The 19,943-nt window shown below is 69.5% G+C and carries 22 protein-coding genes and 1 pseudogene; 12 read left to right on the top strand and 11 right to left on the bottom strand.

The window, feature by feature from the left end:
- The first annotated feature begins 321 nt into the window (after positions 1-321).
- Genes AB0C36_RS37625 through AB0C36_RS37645 form a run of 5 tightly spaced genes read left to right on the top strand, consistent with a single transcriptional unit; the run spans position 322 to position 3,291 of the window.
- Positions 322-1,254: an SRPBCC family protein gene (locus tag AB0C36_RS37625; RefSeq protein ID WP_358363145.1), complete on the top strand. Its 933-nt coding sequence runs from the start codon at positions 322-324 to the stop codon at positions 1,252-1,254.
- 9 nt (positions 1,255-1,263) lie between these two features.
- Positions 1,264-1,722, top strand: a complete 459-nt coding sequence (locus AB0C36_RS37630; RefSeq protein ID WP_358363146.1) for a gas vesicle protein — start codon at positions 1,264-1,266, stop codon at positions 1,720-1,722.
- Positions 1,719-2,648, top strand: a complete 930-nt coding sequence (locus AB0C36_RS37635) for a GvpL/GvpF family gas vesicle protein (RefSeq protein ID WP_358363148.1) — start codon at positions 1,719-1,721, stop codon at positions 2,646-2,648. Before AB0C36_RS37630 ends, AB0C36_RS37635 begins: the two co-directional genes overlap by 4 nt.
- Positions 2,645-2,935 carry a gas vesicle protein gene (locus AB0C36_RS37640; RefSeq protein WP_358363149.1) on the top strand — a complete coding sequence of 97 codons (291 nt, stop codon included), beginning with the start codon at positions 2,645-2,647 and terminating at the stop codon, positions 2,933-2,935. Before AB0C36_RS37635 ends, AB0C36_RS37640 begins: the two co-directional genes overlap by 4 nt.
- Positions 2,936-2,976: 41 nt before the next feature.
- Entirely contained in the window at positions 2,977-3,291 is a 315-nt protein-coding gene (locus AB0C36_RS37645) for a gas vesicle protein K (RefSeq protein WP_358363177.1), read from the top strand.
- Positions 3,292-3,914: 623 nt separating this feature from the next.
- Here the strand turns inward: AB0C36_RS37645 and AB0C36_RS37650 are convergent.
- Positions 3,915-4,790 (bottom strand): sigma-70 family RNA polymerase sigma factor, encoded by an 876-nt coding sequence (locus tag AB0C36_RS37650; RefSeq protein ID WP_358363151.1) that lies wholly within the window; start codon positions 4,788-4,790, stop codon positions 3,915-3,917.
- A complete protein-coding gene (locus tag AB0C36_RS37655) occupies positions 4,787-5,170 on the bottom strand; it encodes a VOC family protein (RefSeq protein ID WP_358363152.1) in 384 nt (127 codons plus the stop codon). The genes AB0C36_RS37650 and AB0C36_RS37655 overlap by 4 nt, the downstream gene beginning before the upstream one ends.
- A gap of 392 nt (positions 5,171-5,562) precedes the next feature.
- Between AB0C36_RS37655 and AB0C36_RS37660 the strand changes: the two genes are divergently transcribed.
- The 4 genes and pseudogenes from AB0C36_RS37660 to AB0C36_RS37675 all read left to right on the top strand — a co-directional run.
- Positions 5,563-6,066 carry an SMI1/KNR4 family protein gene (locus AB0C36_RS37660; protein ID WP_358363153.1) on the top strand — a complete coding sequence of 168 codons (504 nt, stop codon included), beginning with the start codon at positions 5,563-5,565 and terminating at the stop codon, positions 6,064-6,066.
- On the top strand, positions 6,067-6,354 hold the full coding sequence (locus tag AB0C36_RS37665) for a hypothetical protein (protein ID WP_358363155.1): 288 nt from the start codon (positions 6,067-6,069) through the stop codon (positions 6,352-6,354).
- A 579-nt stretch (positions 6,355-6,933) separates the two neighbouring features.
- A complete protein-coding gene (locus AB0C36_RS37670; RefSeq protein WP_358363156.1) occupies positions 6,934-7,065 on the top strand; it encodes a hypothetical protein in 132 nt (43 codons plus the stop codon).
- 108 nt (positions 7,066-7,173) lie between these two features.
- Positions 7,174-7,275: pseudogene (locus AB0C36_RS37675) on the top strand (methyltransferase domain-containing protein); the annotation flags it as partial.
- Between the two features lie 197 nt (positions 7,276-7,472).
- On the opposite strand, the gene AB0C36_RS37680 reads toward AB0C36_RS37675, so the two are convergent.
- The gene (locus tag AB0C36_RS37680; protein WP_358363157.1) at positions 7,473-9,668 is read right to left on the bottom strand and encodes a CaiB/BaiF CoA-transferase family protein; all 2,196 of its coding nucleotides are present in this window, start codon (positions 9,666-9,668) and stop codon (positions 7,473-7,475) included.
- A gap of 1,069 nt (positions 9,669-10,737) precedes the next feature.
- Positions 10,738-11,358, bottom strand: coding sequence for a transposase family protein (locus tag AB0C36_RS37685; RefSeq protein ID WP_358363159.1), 621 nt, complete (start codon positions 11,356-11,358; stop codon positions 10,738-10,740).
- 257 nt (positions 11,359-11,615) lie between these two features.
- On the opposite strand from AB0C36_RS37685, the gene AB0C36_RS37690 reads away from it, so the two are divergent.
- The gene (locus tag AB0C36_RS37690) at positions 11,616-12,137 is read left to right on the top strand and encodes a transposase (protein WP_358363161.1); all 522 of its coding nucleotides are present in this window, start codon (positions 11,616-11,618) and stop codon (positions 12,135-12,137) included.
- Here AB0C36_RS37690 and AB0C36_RS37695 read toward each other — a convergent pair.
- The 6 genes from AB0C36_RS37695 to AB0C36_RS37720 form a co-directional block, all read right to left on the bottom strand.
- Positions 12,061-13,551 carry a sialidase family protein gene (locus AB0C36_RS37695; RefSeq protein WP_435839192.1) on the bottom strand — a complete coding sequence of 497 codons (1,491 nt, stop codon included), beginning with the start codon at positions 13,549-13,551 and terminating at the stop codon, positions 12,061-12,063. The genes AB0C36_RS37690 and AB0C36_RS37695 overlap by 77 nt on opposite strands.
- Positions 13,552-13,922: 371 nt before the next feature.
- A complete protein-coding gene (locus AB0C36_RS37700; protein ID WP_358363162.1) occupies positions 13,923-14,594 on the bottom strand; it encodes a response regulator in 672 nt (223 codons plus the stop codon).
- A complete protein-coding gene (locus AB0C36_RS37705; RefSeq protein ID WP_358363164.1) occupies positions 14,591-15,793 on the bottom strand; it encodes a sensor histidine kinase in 1,203 nt (400 codons plus the stop codon). The genes AB0C36_RS37700 and AB0C36_RS37705 overlap by 4 nt, the downstream gene beginning before the upstream one ends.
- Entirely contained in the window at positions 15,790-16,509 is a 720-nt protein-coding gene (locus AB0C36_RS37710) for an ABC transporter permease (RefSeq protein WP_358363165.1), read from the bottom strand. The genes AB0C36_RS37705 and AB0C36_RS37710 overlap by 4 nt, the downstream gene beginning before the upstream one ends.
- The gene (locus tag AB0C36_RS37715; RefSeq protein WP_358363167.1) at positions 16,506-17,228 is read right to left on the bottom strand and encodes an ABC transporter ATP-binding protein; all 723 of its coding nucleotides are present in this window, start codon (positions 17,226-17,228) and stop codon (positions 16,506-16,508) included. Before AB0C36_RS37715 ends, AB0C36_RS37710 begins: the two co-directional genes overlap by 4 nt.
- A 537-nt stretch (positions 17,229-17,765) precedes the next feature.
- Entirely contained in the window at positions 17,766-18,794 is a 1,029-nt protein-coding gene (locus tag AB0C36_RS37720; RefSeq protein WP_358363169.1) for an alcohol dehydrogenase catalytic domain-containing protein, read from the bottom strand.
- Between the two features lie 91 nt (positions 18,795-18,885).
- On the opposite strand from AB0C36_RS37720, the gene AB0C36_RS37725 reads away from it, so the two are divergent.
- The gene (locus AB0C36_RS37725; RefSeq protein WP_358363171.1) at positions 18,886-19,374 is read left to right on the top strand and encodes an Lrp/AsnC family transcriptional regulator; all 489 of its coding nucleotides are present in this window, start codon (positions 18,886-18,888) and stop codon (positions 19,372-19,374) included.
- A 92-nt stretch (positions 19,375-19,466) separates the two neighbouring features.
- Positions 19,467-19,685: a hypothetical protein gene (locus AB0C36_RS37730; protein WP_358363173.1), complete on the top strand. Its 219-nt coding sequence runs from the start codon at positions 19,467-19,469 to the stop codon at positions 19,683-19,685.
- 32 nt (positions 19,686-19,717) lie between these two features.
- Here the strand turns inward: AB0C36_RS37730 and AB0C36_RS37735 are convergent.
- On the bottom strand, positions 19,718-19,943 hold a 226-nt coding region (locus AB0C36_RS37735; RefSeq protein WP_358363175.1), incomplete at its 5' end, for a MerR family DNA-binding protein.

Raw genomic sequence — 19,943 nt, forward strand, 5'->3', positions numbered from 1 at the left:
CGGCTCCATCAACGCCCACTCGTCATCCGTCAGTTCATAACGCCGAATCACGAACACCATGATCCCGCGTCACCACTTTGAAGACACGACCTAGGGGCGGTCGAACACTACGCGGCCGCGCGGGGGCAGCAGTTGGCGGAACGCGCCGGGGACAGGATCAGCGGCGCTGCCGACCGCGTCACCGAGGCGGCCGAGAGCGGTGACCTGGGGCTGCTTCCCAAGATCGGCATCGGCCGGGCCCAGGGCCGCTCCACGCTCGGCGCGACGGCGGCGGCGGGGTTCGGCAAGGTGAAGGACACGGTTCAACATGCGGCCGAAGCGGTGACCGGCACGGTGAAGTCGGGCAAGGGCAAGGGCAAGGGCAAGGGCAAGGGCGGCGGGAAGTTCGTCCACATCACCGAGAGCATCGACGTGGGCGTGCCACTCGATGTCGCGTACAACCACTGGACGCGCTTTGAGGACTTCTCGACGTGGGCGAAGGGCGTTCGCAGCGTCGACCGCAGCGACGACATCAGCAGCGAGTGGAAGGTCAAGGTCGGACCGTCCTCGCGCAGTTGGAAGGCAAACGTCCGCACGCAGGTCCCTGACGAGCGAATCGCCTGGACCTCGGAAGGCGCGAAGGGCACTACCCGGGGTGTGGTCACGTTCCACGAACTCGGCGAGCGGCTCACCCGCGTTGTCGTGGTCTTGGAGTACCACCCCTCGGGGCCGGTCGAAAAGATCGGCAACCTCTGGCGGGCCCAGGGCCGCCGTGTCCGTCTGGATTTGAAGCACTTCCGCCATTTCGTGGCGTTCGCCGAGGACGAGGACACCGAGGGCTGGCGCGGCGAGATCCGGGACGGCGAAGTGGTCGGTGAACCCGAGGACGACGGGGAGCCGCACGAGGACGAGGACACGGAGGAAGGCGACGAGCCGGCGGACGAGGATGAAGCGGAGGACTACGACGACGAGTACGAAGACGAGCCGGACGACGAGAGCGAGGACGAGGAAGGCGAGGAAGACGAGGAAGACGAGGAAGACGAGTACGTAGACGAGGCGGACGACGAGAGCGAGGAAGCGGACGACGAAGACGAGGACGAGGACGAGGAAGACGAGGAAGACGAGGACGAGGAAGACGAGGACGAGGAAGACGCAGAGGACGAGTACGAAGGAGACAACGACCAATACGAGGACGAGGACGACGAGTACGAGGACGACGAGGACGACTACGAAGAAGAGGACGACGAGGACAGCCGTGTTCGGGCGTCCCGCTGAGGACCCGCCATGACCCAAGGCGACTTCCACCGCGACAGGCCCGTCGTGTCCCAAGGGGGCTGGCCGGGCGGCAATTTGGCCCGGCAAGTGCCGCAAGGCCAGGGCGGGTCCGCGAATCTGGCCGACATCCTGGAGCGCGTACTGGACAAAGGCATCGTGATCGCGGGTGACATCAAGATCAACCTTGTGGACGTCGAACTGCTCACCATCAAACTGCGGTTGCGGATCGCATCGGTCGACCGCGCCAAGGAGATGGGCATCGACTGGTGGGAGAGCGACCCGTCGCTGTCCTCGAAGGCTGCCGACCGGCGTCTTGTCGAGGAGAACGAGCAGCTCCGCCGCCAACTGCGGCAGCGCTCCGACATGCCCGGGGCATTGGAATCTGCCGACCCGGCCCTCGTCGAGGAGAACCGCCGCTTGCGCGAACAACTCGCCGAGCAGGAGAGCGGCAGGGAGGAGGACTCGTGACCAGCGCCGACGGTCGTTTGACCGCCGTCTACGCGTACGCCGTCTGCCGACCCTTTGAAACCGACGCGCTGAGCGACGTCAAAGGCGTCGGCGGCGGCCAGTTGCGTACGCTCGCCGTGAGCGGCAGCTCCGATGGCAACGCCACGGACCACGAGGACCTCTGGGCGGTCGTCGAGACCGTTCCTGCCGCGGACTTCGGCGAGGAATCGCTGCACCGGCGTTTTGAGGCCCTGCCCGAGTTGGAGCAACTCGCCAGGGCTCACCACACCGTGGTGCAAACTCTCGGCGCGGTGACCGCCACGGCGCCCTTGCGCCTGGCCACCCTGTACTACGACGACGACGGCGTACGGACCGTGCTACGCCGCGAAGCGGAGCAGCTCAGGGCAGCTCTTGACCACATCGCGGGACGAGCCGAGTGGGGAATCAAGGCCTATGCCTCTCCGCCGCCGCGTGCCACAGGCCGCCCGGTGCCCGCCCCGCCTTCGGAACTCGGGCCGGGATCCGGGCGCGAGTATCTGCGACGCCGGAAGGCGGAGCGCACCAGTGCCCAGGACGCTCGAGACGTCCTCGACCGCGCCGTCACCGAACTGGACGCCGCACTGAGCGCGGTCGCCGTCGACGTCCACCACCTCCCCCCGCGCCTTGCGGCAGCCCCGGATCGCTCCGACACTCCCGGCCTCTCCGCCCCGACGCACGAAGACGTCAATCTGCTCAACGCCGCCTACCTCGTTGCCGACGACGATGCCGCGGAGTTCGCGTCCGTCGTGGACCTCCGGGCTCACGCGTTGCCCTTGCGCATCGAGGTCACCGGGCCGTGGGCGCCCTACTCCTTCACACCTCGCGACCTGGGCAGCGGACGCAGCGGACCAGGCGACGAACGCACCGAGTCCGCAGACCCGGGCGCGCCCCCGAAGTCGAGATCATGAACACGCCCGTCGCAGGCCGCGTCACCGAGCCCGTGCCACGAAGGCCGTCGGGGGATGTCCCACCACCCAGCCGCGCCTACCCCGTTGCGTCGGCCGACAACGCCTCTCTGGTCGACATACTCGACCGGCTCCTGGCGGGTGGCGTCACCGTCTGCGGAGATCTGGAGCTGTCGATCGCCGATGTCCCCCTTGTTCGCATCGACCTGCGCGCCCTGATCGCCCCCGCGTACGCCGCTCCGGGGGACCGCGCCTCCCGGCAGAGCCATCCAGCCGGTGGTGTCTCGTGAACCGCTACGAGAACGGCCGATCCGGCGACGACTGGTGGCCCGTGCCCCCCGACTTCGAGCCGGGCCGTCGTCGGCGTCTCGACACCGATCCGGACAACGTCGAACGAGATCTCGTACGCCTCGTACTGACCATCGTCGAACTCGTGAGGCAGCTGATGGAACGGCAGGCCATGCGCCGCGTCGACGCCGGTGACCTGACCGAGTACCAGGAGGAACGCATCGGTCTCACCTTGATGCTGCTCGAAGACCGGATGGACTGCCTCCGGGAACGCTTCGGGCTGACGCCTGAAGACCTCAACCTCGACCTCGGCCTTCTCTGGTTGATCGCGTCCGCCTCCTGGCGAGAGAGAAACTAGCAGATAGTTTCTTTGAAGATCATATTCCGCGGAACATTAGCCATCTCGCGCAGCAGTCGGCGACACCGAGGACCGCCGCGCCGTGCAGGCGTCGTTCGCGCAAACCGCCGCGCAGTGGGCCCGTTGCCGTGTGACACGCCGACCCGCGTGCGTGGCGCCGCGTAGGACGTGGCGTTCGTCGGGGGTGAGGTCGGAGAGCGTCCGGGCGATGAGCGCGGGGAAGTCCGCGTCGAAATCGTCCGGTGCCGGGGGGCGGCCGGTGCGGCCGGTGCGGCGAATCTTCAGGAACCGCATGACCGACAGGTCCCGGTAGAGCGGCAGTCCGTGGGAGCGCGTGTCTCTTCGCCGTCCTTGTCACCGCCGTTGGCTAGGTACATGTGAATGGGAAACGTTTGCGCCACAGTTCGAGGAGCGCTCGAGCGGCCGCGGCCGCTGGGCTGTTCACGAATTCTGGACACCAGCGGCTGCCGGGCGAGGTGGGTCAGGACGCGGGTGTGGTTGGGATGGCGGCCGGGACGTCCTGGACGGCCGGGGCATCGCCCGCCTGGCCTGCGGTATCGCGAAGGGCCCAGGGGCGGGCACGGCTGTCGCGGCGAAGTGAACCTTGCTGTGACGGCACCGGGTCACGCTGGCGCGGCCAATCCGATCGCGGTGAGTTTGGCCGGGTCGACGACGATGTGAATGCGGGCGATTCGATCTCCGTGGACGCTGAAGGCGATGACGGACAACGGGGTTCCGTCGGATCGCCAGGACATGTGGCCGGGAAGGTCGTTCACCCGCACGGCGACGACGCGTGCGGCTTTGCCTGCGAACATGCGGGCGCCGGCGGCGACCTTCGTGGCGCCGAGGGTGACGACCACACCGCCGGGGGTGTCGACCGTCAGTTTCATGTTCGGGTCCAGCACACGCAGCAGCCCCTCGAAGTCACCAGCCAGCGCGGCGTCGCTGAACGCCTGAATGACCTCACGATGTTCGCGGCCCGAGCCGGGTGGCGGGTCCGTGCCGCGGACCTTCCGGCGGGCACGGCTCGCGGTCATCTTCGCGGCGTCCGCGGACTTGCCCAGGATCTGCCCGATCTCCTGGAACGAGACCCCGAACATGTCGTGCAGGACCAACGCGACCCGCTCGCCCGGGGTCAGCGAGTCGAGCACGACGAGCAGGGCGACGCCGACAGAGTCGGCCAGCGCCACCCGCTCCTCCGGCGTGGCCTCGCCGTCGGGTGTGACCACGAGGCTCGCGAACTCGTGCTCGTACGCGGTTTCGGGGTGGGCCCGCCTGGAGCGGAGGAGGTCCAGGCTGAGGCGGCCGACCACGGTGGTCAGCCACCCCGCCAGGTTGTCGATGGCCGCCTCGTCCTGGCCGGCGAGGCGCAGCCATGCCTCTTGGACCACGTCCTCGGCGTCCGCGTGCGATCCAAGCACGCGGTAGGCGACCGCGCGTAGTCGGTCGCGCTGGGCCTCGAACACCTCGGCCACCCGGCTGGACGGGTCGGTGGTCACGGCTGCCTGGGCTGACGCAGCGAGATCCGGTTGCCGTCCGGATCCATCGCCTCCGCGCGGACACCGAACGGGTAGTCCGCGGGCTCCGCGTCCTCGAAGACGACCCCGCGCCGGCGCATTGCTTCGAAGTCTTTGCGCAGTTCGTCGGATTCGAGGATCAGCGGGCCGGGCACGCCGCCCTCGCCGGGCTGTCCTGCGGCCGCTGCGTGCGACCACAGGAGTATCTGTACCGGGCTGTTCGGGACGCCGACGGTGAGGAAGCGTCCCTCCGGCCCCGGGAAGTCGAGCCGCTTCTCCAGGCCGAGGCCCTCGGTGTAGAACGTCAGCGCGCGGTCCTGATCGGTGACGTAGACCGTCACGTACATGATGGTGCTCAGCATCCTGTCCTCGATTCACTCATGAGTGCGACGGCCACTCGTCATCAGCCGTCGCACCTATGACGGATGCCGATGCGAGAAGGTAACAAGACCAGTCGGCGCGGCTCGGCAGCATCACCGTGGCGCCAGCCCTCCGGTGCTCCGAACCTGTTCGCTGCGGGTTCCGCGGCGGCCCAGGGCCTCGCCGAGGGGTTTCTGAAAGTCATGAACATGGGCTTCGGCGCGAATCGGGGTGGACCAGAATCCGTGTCGCACCGTTGCTGGTTGTCAGGCTCTGGTTCAAGTTCGTGGAGCGCTGCGGGCGGTGGTCGTGGCCGTGTGTGACCGAGGCCGGTTGTCCGCCGCGTGTGATTCCATCCACGGACTTTCCGATCAGGAGGACACAGGTGGGACCGATGGGCGAATCACAGGCTGCCAGAGCACTCGCAGCTCTTGAGCAAGCCGTGCCTGCATTGCAGGGACATCGGCGTCCCGAGCCAGCCGAACTGGACTGGGAGGTATTTCGAGCCGCGCTTGGTGTGCTGCCCCCCAACAACTACACGTTGCTGGCCCACTGGTATCCAACGTTCACGGTGGACGATTTCCTGCACGTGGTACTGCCGACCGCAGGCAGGGAGACCACGGTCGCGCACGGGATGCTTGAGGACGTGGAGATGAACCGCTACCTGTGGGAAGACGACGACTCACACGGCAACGCCCCGTTCCCCGAACCGAACGGACTCCTTCCCTGTGCGTCGTCCAACCAAGGCGACACCTTCTCGTGGGTGGTCAACGGCGACGATCCGGACCGCTGGACGGTGATGGCACGCGCGAGACATAATAGGCTGCCTCGCATTTCCGGGTTATATTTTCTGCCGTGGTGGCATTTTGCGGTGATGCGATTTTTGGGGAGCGCTTAAGTGAAAAAGGCTGGCGCTGGTCGTGTGATTTCTTCAATCTGCCTGGCGATTGGTTTTCTACTCTACTCGGCTGCGCTGATTTTGCCAGAATTTAGAGCCGATTATGATCGAGATCATATTAAAGTCAAAACAGTTGATGGAGCAGCTGTGCTGATTGCGATCTCATTCCTCTTCTCGGGAATCTCTTGCGCCATTGATGGACTCAAGGGAAAGTGGGTAGGTGCGGGTTTTATAATGTCCCTGATTGCCCTGTCGAGTCTTTTGACCCTGTGGAGCTTGCATTCATGACTTCCTGTCCGCATCGTGATTCTTGCAGAGTTCCACAGCGCGACGTTGGGCTGCGGGCAACGTGAATCTGGCGACTGCTTGCTCCTGGTGGGCCGCCACGCCGCGGTCGTGCAGATCAGGAGCCGCCAGGGCACATTGCAGGATGGGGCTGGCGAACAGTCCTGGATACGCAACAACGCCGCCAAGGGCGCCCGCCAGGGCCAAGGCACCGTCCGCAGCCTCACCACCGCCACCTGGACGCCGGCGACCTGCCGTCGGTGGCACTCCTGCGCCGCGACTGAGACTTCCTGTTCAACCAGCTCCGCTCCACCCGAGCCCGTCCTTGACTACCTCGTCCGCGTCGCCCCCACGCCGCACGCCCTCGGCGACGAACCCGTCCGCTACTACGAACTCGCCAACGCCGATGCTGCCGCCCCGCGGACACCTACAGCAGGGCGTGGCTCGGCCCCGATGCAGTGACACGCAGCTGCCCGACTCTCCTTCGCGAACCGCTGGCACCACGCGGCACCGCTCGTTGCCGGGTTCCGCCGACGTCGCCGTCCGCGCGCGCTCGCCGCGCTGCTGACCGAGCTGGACGTCTTGCCGCCTGGCTGGGCGGACGCCTTCGCCGATGTGCCCCGTGCCGCGTTCGTCCCGGACCTGGCGTGGGTGCACGACCTCGCCACTGGCACCTACACCCCGCCGGACCACACCCGCGACCCGGAGGGGTAGGCGGCGGCCGTCCACAGCAACACGGCGCTGGTGACGCAGTGGGACGACGGCACCCACACCGGCACCCACACCGGCACCGACCGCGGACGGGTCGCCTCGTCGGCGTCGATGCCACCGGTCATCGCGGACACGCTGTACGACCTCCAAGTCCGCGACGGCGACCGCGTCATGGACGTCGGCACCGGCACCGGCTGGACCGCCGCCCTGCTCGCCGCCTGCCTCGGACCCGAGAACGTCGTCACGATCGAGGTCGACGCCGAACTCGCGACGACGTACTTCACCGGGAATCCCTTTCAGATCAGAGCGGAAACGCGGCGGAGCTTCTCGAGGTGCTCGGGCAGCTGCGGCGCCGCTTTTGTTGAACGCGCCGGGCCGCCCGCGCCGGGCCGGGGGAGGGGTTCTCCTGGTCAGGCGTCGCGAAGCACCTCCTCGGTGTGCTGGCCCAAGGTCGGTGCCGGCCCGCGAAGGGTCAAGTCGAGCTGCTGGGAGTGCATGCCGATTCCGGGATGCCGGACGGTGCCGGCAATCGGATGCTCGAGCGGCTGGTAGAAGTGGCGTGCCACGAGCTGGGGCAGTTCGTCCTGGAGCATCTGGTCCCAGACCGGCGCGGCGGGGACGCCGGCGTTGAGGATCAGTTCGGCGGTGGCGTCGCGGTCCCGGTCGGCGAACCACGCCGCCAGGCGCTCGTCGATCTCGTCGTGGCGGGCTCGCCGCTCGGCGCGGGTGGCGAGGTCGGCGCCCCAGCCGGTGAGGCGGGCAAGTGCCTGCCACTGCTCGTCGGTCTCGACGGCGAGGGCGGCCCACTGCTCCTCGCCCGCGCAGCGGTACACCCCCTGCGGCACGGCACCGGGCCCGCGGGCGCCCTGACGATCCATGCGGTACCCGGTGGCGGACCAGGTGACGATCGGCTCGGCGGCGATGTTGAGGGCGACTTCCAGCATGGGCACCTCGACCAGTTCGCCCTGTCCGGTCGCGGCCCGGCGTTCGAGCGCGGTGAGAACGGCGAACGCGCCGTGGAGGCCGGTGATCGGGTCGATGGTGCTGCGCACGAGCGGTTCGCCGTCGGGGAGTCCGGTGAGCCAGGCGATGCCGGTCGTCTGCTCCATCGTCTGCGCAAAGGCCGCGTGGTTGGCCCACGGGCCGTCGAGGCCGAAGCCGGGCTGGCGCAGCATGACGAGGTCGGGCTTGACCCGGCGCAGTTCGTCGTATCCCAGGCCCAGGCCGTCCATGACGCGCGGGGTGAAGTTCTCCACGACGACGTCGGCGGTGGCGACCAGGCGCAGGAACCGGGCACGGCCGTCCTCGGTGGCGAGGTCGACAGTGACCGACCGCTTTCCCGGGTTGGTGCCGTGGAAGGTCGGGCCGAACTCCATCCAGTCCGGCTCGGCCGGGGATTTGACCGTGGCGAACCGCATGCCGTCCGGCCGGGTGGGCGACTCGACCTTGACGACTTCGGCGCCGAGGGCGGCGAGCAGGTGTGTCGCGTACGGCCCGGCCCAGAACGCGGTGAGGTCGACGACGCGGACGCCCTCCAGCGGCCTGGTCGTCCTCTGCGTCGCGGCGGCCGGGCCCGCGTGGTCGTCGTGGCCGGGCCGGCCGTGGTGGAGGACGGGCGAACGGGGCTGCCGGAAGCCCGCGGGGTTGCCGAGGAAGACTCCCCGTTCGCGCGGATGCTCCATGTCGAACAGCGGCTCACCGTTGCCGATGAGGGCGACCGGCACGCGGAACAGCCCGCCCAGCTCGACGATCTCCGCGGCGGTGTGCCCGGCGAGCCGCGGGCCGACGTTGGCCTCGACAAACGCGCGGTTGCGGCTGCGGGCGCCCATGGACGTGCACCGTTCGTCCTCGGCCAGGTCGGGCCGGTCGATCATGACGGCGAAGTCGGCCCACTGTTGCGCGGTGAAGATGCACAGGCCCACCCAGCCGTCCTTGCACCGGACCACCGACGGCCAGTCGCCGCTGCGGGACAGGGCGGCCACGTTCCCGGTGAACTCCCGGTACAGCGTCGGATAGTTGTTGAGACATACGGCCATCACCTCGAGGGCGGCGACGTCCACCGTCGCGCCGCCCGCCCGTCGGCCGGCCAGCGCCGCCAGCGCGGCCGTCGCCCCGGTCGCCCACTCTCCCGGCCCCGCGCCCATTGGCAGCGGCGGCGAGTCCTTCGTGCCGCACGCGGACATCAGCCCGCACCATGCCTGCAACGTGAACTCGTTGGCGACCCGCCCGGCCAGCGGCCCGTCGAGGCCGAACGGTGTCACGTGCACGACCACCGGTGCCCGGCCGTCCCAACCCGCCGACGTGAGCACGATGTCGGCCTCGGCCGGCGTCTGCGTCACGATCGTCTTGCCCAACTGGAGGAACGACCACAACGGACCGTCACCGGTCAGCGGCTCGTCGGGCGAGGCCGCCGACCACCGCCGGAGCGGATCGTCGTCGTCGACCTTCACGACGCTCGCGCCCTGGTCCCGCAGCAGCTTCGCGGCGTACGAGACGGCGATGCCCCTGCCGGCCTCCACGACCCGCACCCCCCGCAGCGCCGCAGACGAGGCAGGCCGAACCGGCACCTCTTCCGCTGCGGCGGCTGACCCATTGCTGTGGCTCACGTCATCCTCCTGGGGTCCCTCCGCCAGGTACGCCGCCCGCCACCCTGACGTTTCTCTGTGCTTGACACCGTCATACAGAATTCTTTGACCAAGTTATAGATCTGGCCGGTGAGCGACCAGGTTGCCGTGGTCCTCCAGAGTCGGTAACGACCCGGGTCGCGGACGCGGGCGGGCTTCTGACACGTGGCGACGCGTCAGCCCCGCCGCGACCTCATGACCCGCGCTCTCCACCGATCCCGGTCCGGGTACAGCCGCTGCGACTGGACACGTTCACGAGTTCGCGAACGGGTCGGTCGAGCTGTCGGAAGTCGTGCTCGAGCGGCGCGGGGGACGGCCCGCGGCCGCCGGCCGTCGTGCCCTCCGCCGACGGACGGGCCGCCGGCGGAGGCGGTGCGGCACCGCCTCAACGGGACGGCGCGGGACCTGGCGCCGCTGCCCGGCGTTCGCAGGGAATCGTGTGTCCGGTGAGCAAACGACTCGGACCGTTGCTTGCGTTCGATTCGCGCCCCAACTCCCAACAGAGCGGCCGGGGATGGATCGTCGACGCTGGTACGTGTCCGCCCGGCGTCCGGCCGAGGCGCCACGTCGCGGCGCGACCACCGGTATCGGCGAACGCGCAGCTACCTTCGAAGCAGACGCGCCCGCCTCACACCGTCCCCGGGACGACGCTCTTCCGGTCTGCGGCCATCTGCACGAGCCGCCGACGGCGGCTGTGCCGGAACCGCCCTGATCACCTCCCACCGCAACATCCCGGCAGGAGCCCTCCCGGCCACCGCCGAGCACCCCAAGGGTCGCGCTGCGCCGAGCGGGCCGCCGCCCGTTCGGAGTTGGCGATCCTTTGCGACCGCCGCCGAAGCCGCGACGGCGTCGCCCTTTGTCAGGCCGTCGCCACTCTGCATGACCTCACGCTCACCGCGTGACAGACGGAGAGTCACCGACACGTTCACGTCGACCGTCTCCGCGCCATGCCCCTGCGGGATGTCACCGACGACATGCACGAAGTCGTGCCGGTCATCGGTCGATCTGGGGCACGAGTCGGCGTCTGCGGTCCGGCGCCGGCCGGCAGCAGTCACACCGCACTGAGCGACGCCAGGCGGGCTTGCCTCCTCCTCGACGTCGTCCGTCCAGACCCCGATGTGGTGGCGGCGGCCCCGATCGTCGAAGGCCCATAGGATGCCGGAACCGATTCGATGAGTTCGACGTGCAGGATCTCGACCGGTGGGCCGTCGGTGAGGAGTTGGGCCAGTCCTAACCGGCGGGCGTGGGTGATGTCCGCGCAGCTCCCTGGAGCGGCGGGGCTGCAGAACAGCACGCGGCCGGCCTGGTCGGTGAGGACCATGGCCTTGACCGCGTTCTGTTTGCTCTTGCCGGAGATGAACCGCTCGCGGTCCTTGCGTCCGACGGCAGGGCGGCGCACGCGGATCTCGGTGCCGTCGACGATGCCGATCTTCCCGCTGGCGCCGAGGTCGTCGACGACTTCGGCGAGGTTACGCAGCCGGACGCCGGGGCTGATGGTGCAGCCCCGTTCGGCGAGCAGGGGCCGCACCTCGGCGATGGCCCGTGTCACGGTCGACCGGTCCACGCCGAACCAGCAGGCGAGCACGTCGTGGGTGGTCCCGAGACGGAGGTGGACCAAGGTGGCCAGGAGTCGGTCGACGAATACCAGCCGGTGCTTCGCACCGGCACCCACTGCGCGCCTTCGCGGCCGCGCAACCAGTCCCGCTTGATGCCGCGCGCGCCACAACGGGCCTACCTCAGTGACAAGTTCAGAGATCACCTCGGCTGACAGGTCGGTGATCCTCCTGTCGCGCACGATCGCTGCACGCGCCGAGTCCCCCCACCACACGACCATGATCGCCGATCAAAGTACGACACCGCACCGCCAACCATGCACGAGCTCGTTAGGGTCTGCCTAAGAAGTGGATCTTGATCTTTCGTGATCGTTTCGTGGGACGGGGAGATCTGACGGATGCTCAATGGGCGCGTCTGGAGTCGTTGTTGCCCGTCGGGGTGAAGCCCGGACGGCCGCCGGCTCGGACGAAACGGCAGCTGATCGACGGCATACGGTGGTGGCCCCGGGCGGGCGTGCCGTGGCGGGACGTGCCCGGGCGGTACGGGCCGTGGGAAACCGTCTACGGCCTGTTCCGGCGGTGGCTGCGCGACGGCACCTGGGCCCGGATCCTGGAGCGGTTTCAGGCCCGGGCCGACGCGGAGGGCCTGGTCACCTGGGATGTGAACATCGACTCCACGGTCTGCCAAGTGACTGTCCGGCCGCTTCCGAGGCCGAGTGCACTGAACAGACGATGCTCGACGTGGTGTCGGCCGTACCGAGTCGGCGGGGTTCGGTTGGTCCGAACCCCGCCGGCCTACGTCGGTGCGGCGACTGGGGTGTTCAGTCGGCGAAGATTGCGCTGTGAATGTCCACGGGGTTCGAGGCGTCGCCGGTGGCGACTCCGTATGCGGCCGTAAACGCGGAGCCGCTGATCGAGACGAGCCCGGTGTAGTCGCCGACCAGGCGTCCGACACTGGTCGCCGGGACCTTGCGCGCGTCGAACGGCCCGTCGATGTGCTGTTCGTGCCACGAGCCGGGCTGCGTGCAGTTGTTCGTGCAGGTGACGGCCCACAGGTCGGCGGGCAGGGTGGCGGGGTCGGCGGTGTTGTTGCGGAAGTCGTAGTAGGTGACGGCCACGGTGCCCGTCTTGGACGTGGCGACCGCTGGGACGGCCGCGGAGCCCGAGGGCGTCTTGTCCACGCGGACCGGGCTGGACCACGTACGTCCGCTGTCGACCGATCGGGCGTAGGACACGTGGAAGGTTCCGTCGGTGTCCTGGCTCTGCCAGACCGCGTCCACCACCGCGCTGTTCGGCTGGGTGGACATCAGCGGCAGGGAGGCGTTGCGAATCGGGTCGCCCGAGTTGTCCGGGTCCGGGATACGGGGGCCCACCGCCATCGGGGCCGGAACGTTCAGCGTCGGCGCCGACCAGGTCGCGCCGCCGTCGGTCGAGCGGATCACCTGGGTGAAGCCCTCGGTCGCCGTCTCGAAGTGCATGCCGATCAGCAGGGTCCCGTCCGCGAGAGGCACCAGCTGGGTGCCGATGGCGCCGCTGTTGGTGGGGACGTCGTACACCTTGCTCGTGCTCCATGTACGGCCGTCGTCGGTCGACTTGGCCAGGTAGACCGGCTGCACCCAGTTCGACTCGGTGCCGGTCGACTGGTCGTCGATGCGGTCCCACACCGCGTAGACCACGCCAGGGTGGTAGGGGTCGGCGGTGACGGTCGGGCGGTCGTTGAAGAACCGCGGGGTGTCGTCGCGTTGCAGGGTGGCCGGTGCGTCCCAGTGTTTTCCGCCGTCGCCGGAACGGGACACCAGGATGGCGGTGGTCTCGCCGCTGCGGGACAGCGAGAACGACGCCGCGATCGCGGCGCCCGACGGAGTGATGGTGACCCAGTTGTCGGTCGTGACGTCATAGTCTCCGCCATTGGCGGCCGTACCGCCGTTGCACCGGGAGAAGGGCGGCAGGTTCTTGGACGGCTTCCAGGTCCTGCCGTAGTCGTCGGAGACAGCGGTGACCGCGCCGTTGCTGCCGTACCGGTTCCAGCGGTCCTGCTGGAAAACGGTGACGAGGTGCCAGGGGCGGTTCGGGTCCCGCGCGAGTGCGGGCAGGACTTCGGTGTTCGGGTTCAGCACGTAGCCGTCGGCCGGGGGCAGCCCGCACCCCGGGGGCAGCGGGCTGACGCCGGAAACCGTGCGCACGACTGGAGATCCGTACTGGGCGTCGTACGACGCGTCGCCGTCCGCTTGCGCGGAGGAGGGCAGCGCCACGCCGGCGCCGGCGAACAACAAGGCGGTGGCGGACAGTAAGGCCCTGGAGCGGAGTTTCACGAGCCGTCCTCATCTCTGTCGATGGGGCATGCCATGGGAGCGTTGCCGCCGCGCCGGGTGTGTCGCGTCCCGGGGACCGGCCGACGACCCGGGCAGGTTACGGCGACTGATGGGTTGCGCCCGTGGCACGGACAGCAAGCGCGGCCAACGCTTCCCTGACTGGACATCCGTTTGACCGCTGGGCGGGTGTGTCTCCTTACACCGGTGGCGGTGTCTCCCGGTGTCGGGAGCGGGCGCCGGGTGGGCTGCCCCGGCGTCGTGTTCACCCGGACCCCACACTCGGGTCTAGGGCCGAAGAGTCCCCTGTGTCACCCGATTGGATGAACGAGTGCGGTCTATGGGTGGATCCGCATATGACGGCCGCTCCTGGGTCAGCCGGCCTCGCCGGCGATGATCAGGGCGTGTTCGTAGGCGAAGACCACCGCTTGGGCCCGATCTCGCAGGCCGAGTTTGGCGAACATGCTGCCCACGTGGCTTTTCACGGTCGCCTCGGTGACGACGAGGCGGGCGGCGATCTCGGTGTTGGAGAGGCCGCGCGCGACCAGGAGCAGGGTCTCGCGTTCGCGCGGGGTCAGGTCGGCGACCAGGGCGGTGTCTGCGGGACGCGGCTCGGCTCGGGTGGCGAAGTTCTCGATGAGACGGCGGGTGATTGAGGGCGAGAGGAGTGCCTCGCCGTCGTGGACCACGTGGATGGCCTCGACCAGGTGCGCGCGGGACGCGTCCTTGAGCAGGAAGCCCGATGCACCGGCTCGCAGCGCGCCGAAGACGTACTCGTCCAGGTCGAACGTCGTCAGGACCAGTACGCGCGGCGACGGCGTAATGCCCGCCGCGTGCAGTCGCCTGGTCGCCTCGATGCCGTCGACATGCGGCATGCGGATGTCCATGAGCACCACGTCGGGCTGCAGTTCGCGGGCCAGCGCGATCGCCTGCTCGCCGTTCGCGGCCTCGCCGACGACGGCGAACGCGTCCTGTGTCTGGAGGAACAGCCGCAGGCCGGTGCGGATGAGTTCCTGGTCGTCGACGATGAGCAGCCGGATCGTCACGCCGCGCCGCCTATGGGCAGCCGGGCCGCGATCCGGAACCCGCCGTCGGGTTCGGGGCGTACGTCCAGTTCGCCGCCGAGGACGGCGACCCGCTCGCGCATCCCGACGAGGCCGTGGCCGGTGGCGGGCAAGGGAGTCACGCCCGGGGAACGCGCAGGCCGGGAAGGGCGTTCGTCGGCGACGGGCGGGGAGTCCGCGGGCGGGGACCGGTGGCCGCCGTCGTTGACGACGGAGACCTCCAGGTGGGTACGGCCGAAGCCCACGTGCACGGCGACCCGGGTGGCTCGGGCGTGCTTGAGCGCGTTGGTCAGCGCCTCCTCGACGATGCGGTAGGCGGACAGTTCCACGCCGCCGCCCAACGGCCGCCGGTGGCCGCTGACCTCCAGGTGTGCGGGCAGCCCGGCGGCGTCGTACGTGGCGACGAGTTCGGCGAGTTGGTCCAGCGACGGCTGCGGGTGCAGGGCGGCCTCCTGCCGCCCGGGCTCGCGCAGCGCCAGGAGCATGCGCCGCATCTCGGCGATGCTCTGCTCCGCGTTGGTCTCCACCCGGGCCAGGGTGTCGTCGGCGAGGTCGGGCGCGGTACGCAGGACGTCGCGGGCGCCGCGTACGCCCAGCAGCGTCACGGTCACGGAGTGGGCGACGATGTCGTGCAGTTCGCGGGCGATCGCGGTGCGTTCCTGATGTGCCGCGATCAGGGACAGTTGGGTGCGCTCGCGTTCGAGGTGGTCCGCGCGTTCCTCCAGGGCGAGGGTGTACCGGCGCCGGGTCTGGGCGTACGCGCCGAGCGCCCACGCGCCGGCAGCGACCGGGGCGGCCGAGATGCCCGCCGCCGTCAGGAACACCGCCGTCGCCGCGAGCGCGAGTAGCGACGCGCGGCGTTCGCGGAGCTCGGCGACCGTGAACAGGGCGACCAGGGGCGGGGCGCCGCCGGGGTGATGGTGGCCCACCACCGTGAGTACGGCGGCAATGGTGCAGGTGAAGGCGAGGACGGCTTCGGGTGCGTGCCGCCGGACGAGCAGCGCCGCGCCGCCCGCGAGGGCGAGCAGGGCGGGGGCGGGGGCGACGGGCGCGGCGTCCTCGAACATCAGTCCCATCTCCACGCCGGTCGTCACCGCGGCGACCGCGATGTCGAACACCTGCGTGCGGTGCGCGGGGAACCACCGGCGCACCGCACGCGGGAAGCGGAGTGAGGCGTTCACGCCAGGTCCCGTCGACGTTCGCTCGCGACGGACGCGATCACCAGGGCGACCGCCCACGCGGCCACGACCACGGCGGCCGTCCCGACGGACAGCGTCGTGTGGTGTGTCGACCGCGTCAGGATGGCGGCGGCTCCGAACGGCGTGAGGTCGGCGGCCGATTCGGCGACGCCGGCGACCAGCGGGAGCACCGCGAAGTTCACGACGAGCAGGACGACCACCCCCACCACCGGGACCCGCACCATCGCGCCGATGGCCGCCCCCATGATCGCAGACAGCACGAACGCCGCCAGGTTGCCCGCCGCGACCGCCGCGACCTGCGCGGATGTGAGGTCGGGCCCGGGGTCGTCGCGCAGCAGCGGTACGGCGACCGCGACCGACGCGGCGACGGTCACCGCCCCGATGACCAGGCCGGTGAGGGCGTACGCGCCGATCCGGGCGAGCAGCACCGCCCCCCGGTCGCGCCCGGCCACGAGCACGGTCGGTGCCGCGGTGCGGTGCCGGTACTCGCCCGCGGCACCGACCAGACCCCACAGCATCAGCAGGACCGGCAGCCCCGCGAACGCCTCCTGCTTCTCCGCGACCTCGTCCAGGCCACCCGACGCCGCCGCGACGACCACGGCGTTGAGCACGCCGAACGCGACAACGCCGACCAGGAACGCGTACCCGGTCCGAGTGGTCGCGGTCTTGAGGAGTTCCCCCTTGACCAAGCGGCTCATGCGCCCCGCCCCCCGGTCAGGTCGTGGAACACGTCTTCGAGGGAGCCGCCGCCCTGGGACAGTTCGTCGACCGTGTCGGACCGGACCAGGCGTCCTTTATCGATGATCACGATGTCGTCGACGGTCCGGGCGGCCTCGCTAAGGATGTGGCTGGACAGAAGGGTCGTGCCTCCGCGTTCCGCTCGCTCCCGGATGAGCGTACGCAGCCATCGGATCGCCTGCGGATCAAGGCCGTTCACCGGCTCGTCCAGCACCAGGATCTCCGGGTCGCCCAGCAACGCGCTCGCCAGGCCCAGCCGTTGGCGCATGCCCAGCGAGAACGTACCGACCCGCACCTCGGCGGCGTGGTCCAGCCCCACCAGGTCCAACACCTCGCCGACGCGTGCCCCGGGCAGCCCGGCGAGAACCGCAAGTGTCCGCAAGTGGGCCCGCGCGGTACGCCCGGGGTGTGCCCCGCACGGCTCGATGTGTACGCCCAGCACCCGCGCGTCGGACACCACCGGAGCGCCTTGGATCAGCACGCGGCCGGCGGTGGGACGCACCAGCCCGGCGACCGCTTTCAGCACGGTGGTCTTGCCCGCGCCATTGGACCCGAAGAAGCCGGTGACCGCGCCGGACCGCACCGTGAAGGACAGTTGGTCGACGACGGTGGTCCGGCCGTAGCGCTTCGTCAGCCCCTCGACCGAAATCGCCGCCGTATGTGATCGCGAAAAGTTCATACCGGCAGCCTGGATCCCGTGCGTCCCCCGGTCTTCAGTCCGAGGACCGAACCGCGATTCCCACCGGAGTCGGAAAAGGTGATCGACTCGGGTCGGCACCCCGCACGACGACTAGGGGGATCGGCCGTCGTGTACGAATCCCACGAAGGCCCGGTGCCGCCGAAGTGCGGGGCGACGCGGGCCATCATCACCTGACCCAATACCGCGAGCGCGGCCTTCGTACACGGGTCGCCGGGCAGCAACCGGCTGGGGTTGTTCGTGCGCAGGCTCTCCCCAGGACAGGTCCGAGCCTTCCGATCCTTTTGGGATGATGCTCGGCCACAGGGAAAGGAACAGCCCCGAAGCGCCGGTTCGGCCGCGTTTTCGTGCGGACGGACGCAGTGGGACGATCGCCGCCTCACGGCGTCAGGCCGTCCGCGGTCGGCGGTGACCGCGTCCTGGATGTCGGCACCGGTTACGCCGCCGCCCTGCTCGCTGCATGTCGCTGCGTCGACCGAGTCGTCACCGATGAAGTCGACCTGACTCCCCTCTGGACGCTCATGGACGGAGGGCGACTTTAAGGGCCTGGCGGGTGTCCATGGCGTGGTAGGCGGAGGCGACGTCGTCCAGGGGCAATTCGAGGGAGAACACCGGTGAGGGGTCGAGGCGCCCGGCCAGGACGTCTGCGAGCAAGGGCTCCAGGTATCGGCGTGCCGGGGCGACGCCTGCGCGCAAGGTGATGTTGTGCCGGAACAGCCGGTAGAGGTCGACGTGTTCCACGCCGTTCGGGACGCCGACGGAGCCGATGGTGCCGCCGGGCCGCACGAGGTCGATCGCCAGGTCGAGGGCGGACTGGGTGCCGGCGCACTCGGCGACGTTCCATGCACCGCCCTGCGTCTGGTTCCTGACGATTTCCGCGGTGGCCGGGTCGTCTGCGGCGAGGACGTCGGTGGCCCCCATACGCCTGGCAAGATTGCCGCGTTCAACATGGCGTCCGGCGAGGAGGATCCGCTCCGCGCCGGCTCGGTGAGCGGCGAGGACGGCGCACATTCCGACGGCGCCGTCCCCGATCACGACGACGGTCGATCCCGGCTCGGTACCGGCCAGGACGGCGGCGTGGGTGCCGGTGGCCATGACATCGGTCAACGGCAGCAGCCGGGGCAGGAGACAGGTGTCGGCGTCCGCGCGCACCGGGAGGAGGGTGGCGTCGGCGAACGGCACGCGTACGGCCTCAGCTTGTCCCCCATCGTGGCGTCCGCCCCAGAATCCGCCGTCGGGGCAGGACGTGAACAGGCCTTCACGGCAGGGCCGGCAGGTGCCGTCCGCGAAGGCGAACGGTGCGATGACGAGGTCGCCGGGTCGGACGCGAGCGACGTCCGGGCCCGTCTCCTCGACGATCCCTACCCACTCGTGACCCATGCGGTCGCCAGGGGTGAAGGGCTCTCGGCCGCGGAACGGCCACAGGTCGGACCCGCACACCGCCGCGAGGCACACTCTCACGAGGGCGTCGCCCGGCCGCTGGATCACCGGGTCGGGAACGTGGACGAGCCGGACGCGTCCGGCGCTTTCCAGCACGGTGGCTTTCATGGCTGATCACGGTAGGCTGCCGCCGCCCGTTCGCCCATGGCACTTCGACGGGTCTTCGACCTGATACCCGTCGATTGGAAGCTGGTTGGGTATGAGCGGCAGCACAACATCGGGCGTCGACGCTATCGACCTCGCGATCATCCGCGAGCTGTCCCACAACGCCCGCATCACCCTCGCCGAGTTGGGGCGCCGGGTGGCCCTCAGCCGGCCCGCGGTCGCCGACCGTGTGCGGCGCCTGGAGGACAGCGGCGTGATCACGGGATACGGCGTCCACCTCGACCTCGGCCGGTTGGGGCTGGGTCTGCGGGCGCATGTGTCACTGCGCCCCCGGCACCGGTTCACCCGCAATCCCAAGGGACTCCGGGAGCGGCTGTTGACCATGGGGAACGTGCTCTCCTGCACCCACGTCACCGGGGCGAACTGCTACGAGCTGGAGGTCGCGGTACGCGACGCGCACCACCTGGAGTTGGTGATCGAATGCCTCGCGGAACTGGGCGACACCACCACAGGGGTCGTGCTGTCCGAACCCGTCCACCCGCAAGACGTCGACGTTACCGCGTGGCTTGCGCACAGCCCCTGAACCCGGCATCTACGGCGCCGCGAACGGCACCGGCGGCGCTGTAGCGATGGGAACGCCGCCGTCAGCTTCTGGCGATCGTCTGGACGTCGTTGATGTTGTCGCCGACGATTATGGAGGCGGCGTTCGAGACGCCGATGCCGGACGCGAACTGCTTGTCGCCGGCGACCGCGTTCCGGCTGGTCCTCCGCGTCGACACGGCCGCCGCACGCGCCGGACGGGAGTTCCCGCTGCCCGTGCCCGCTGACCCCGCTCACCCGGGCGACGTGGTCGTGTCCTGGACCTCGTCCTGGAACTCGGCACGGTGCAGCTGACCGGCACCCCGTCCGACGACCAGCTGTGGTGGTCAGGGCGGTGTTGATGCGAAGTCCTGGCAGGCTGTGCATTCCTGGATGACGGGGTGTGAGCATTCGAGGACATGGTTGAGGAAGTTGATGGTTCGTTCAAGTCGTGCGCGTTGGGAGTTGATTGCGTCGCGTTGCTCGGTGACGAGGCGTCTGCGTTGTCCGCGCCCGCCGTTCAGCAACTGGGCGATCACGCTCAGGGGCATGCCGGCCTTCTGGCACTTGGCT

This window comes from Streptodolium elevatio, assembly GCF_040649515.1.
Classification (GTDB): domain Bacteria; phylum Actinomycetota; class Actinomycetes; order Streptomycetales; family Streptomycetaceae; genus Yinghuangia; species Yinghuangia elevatio.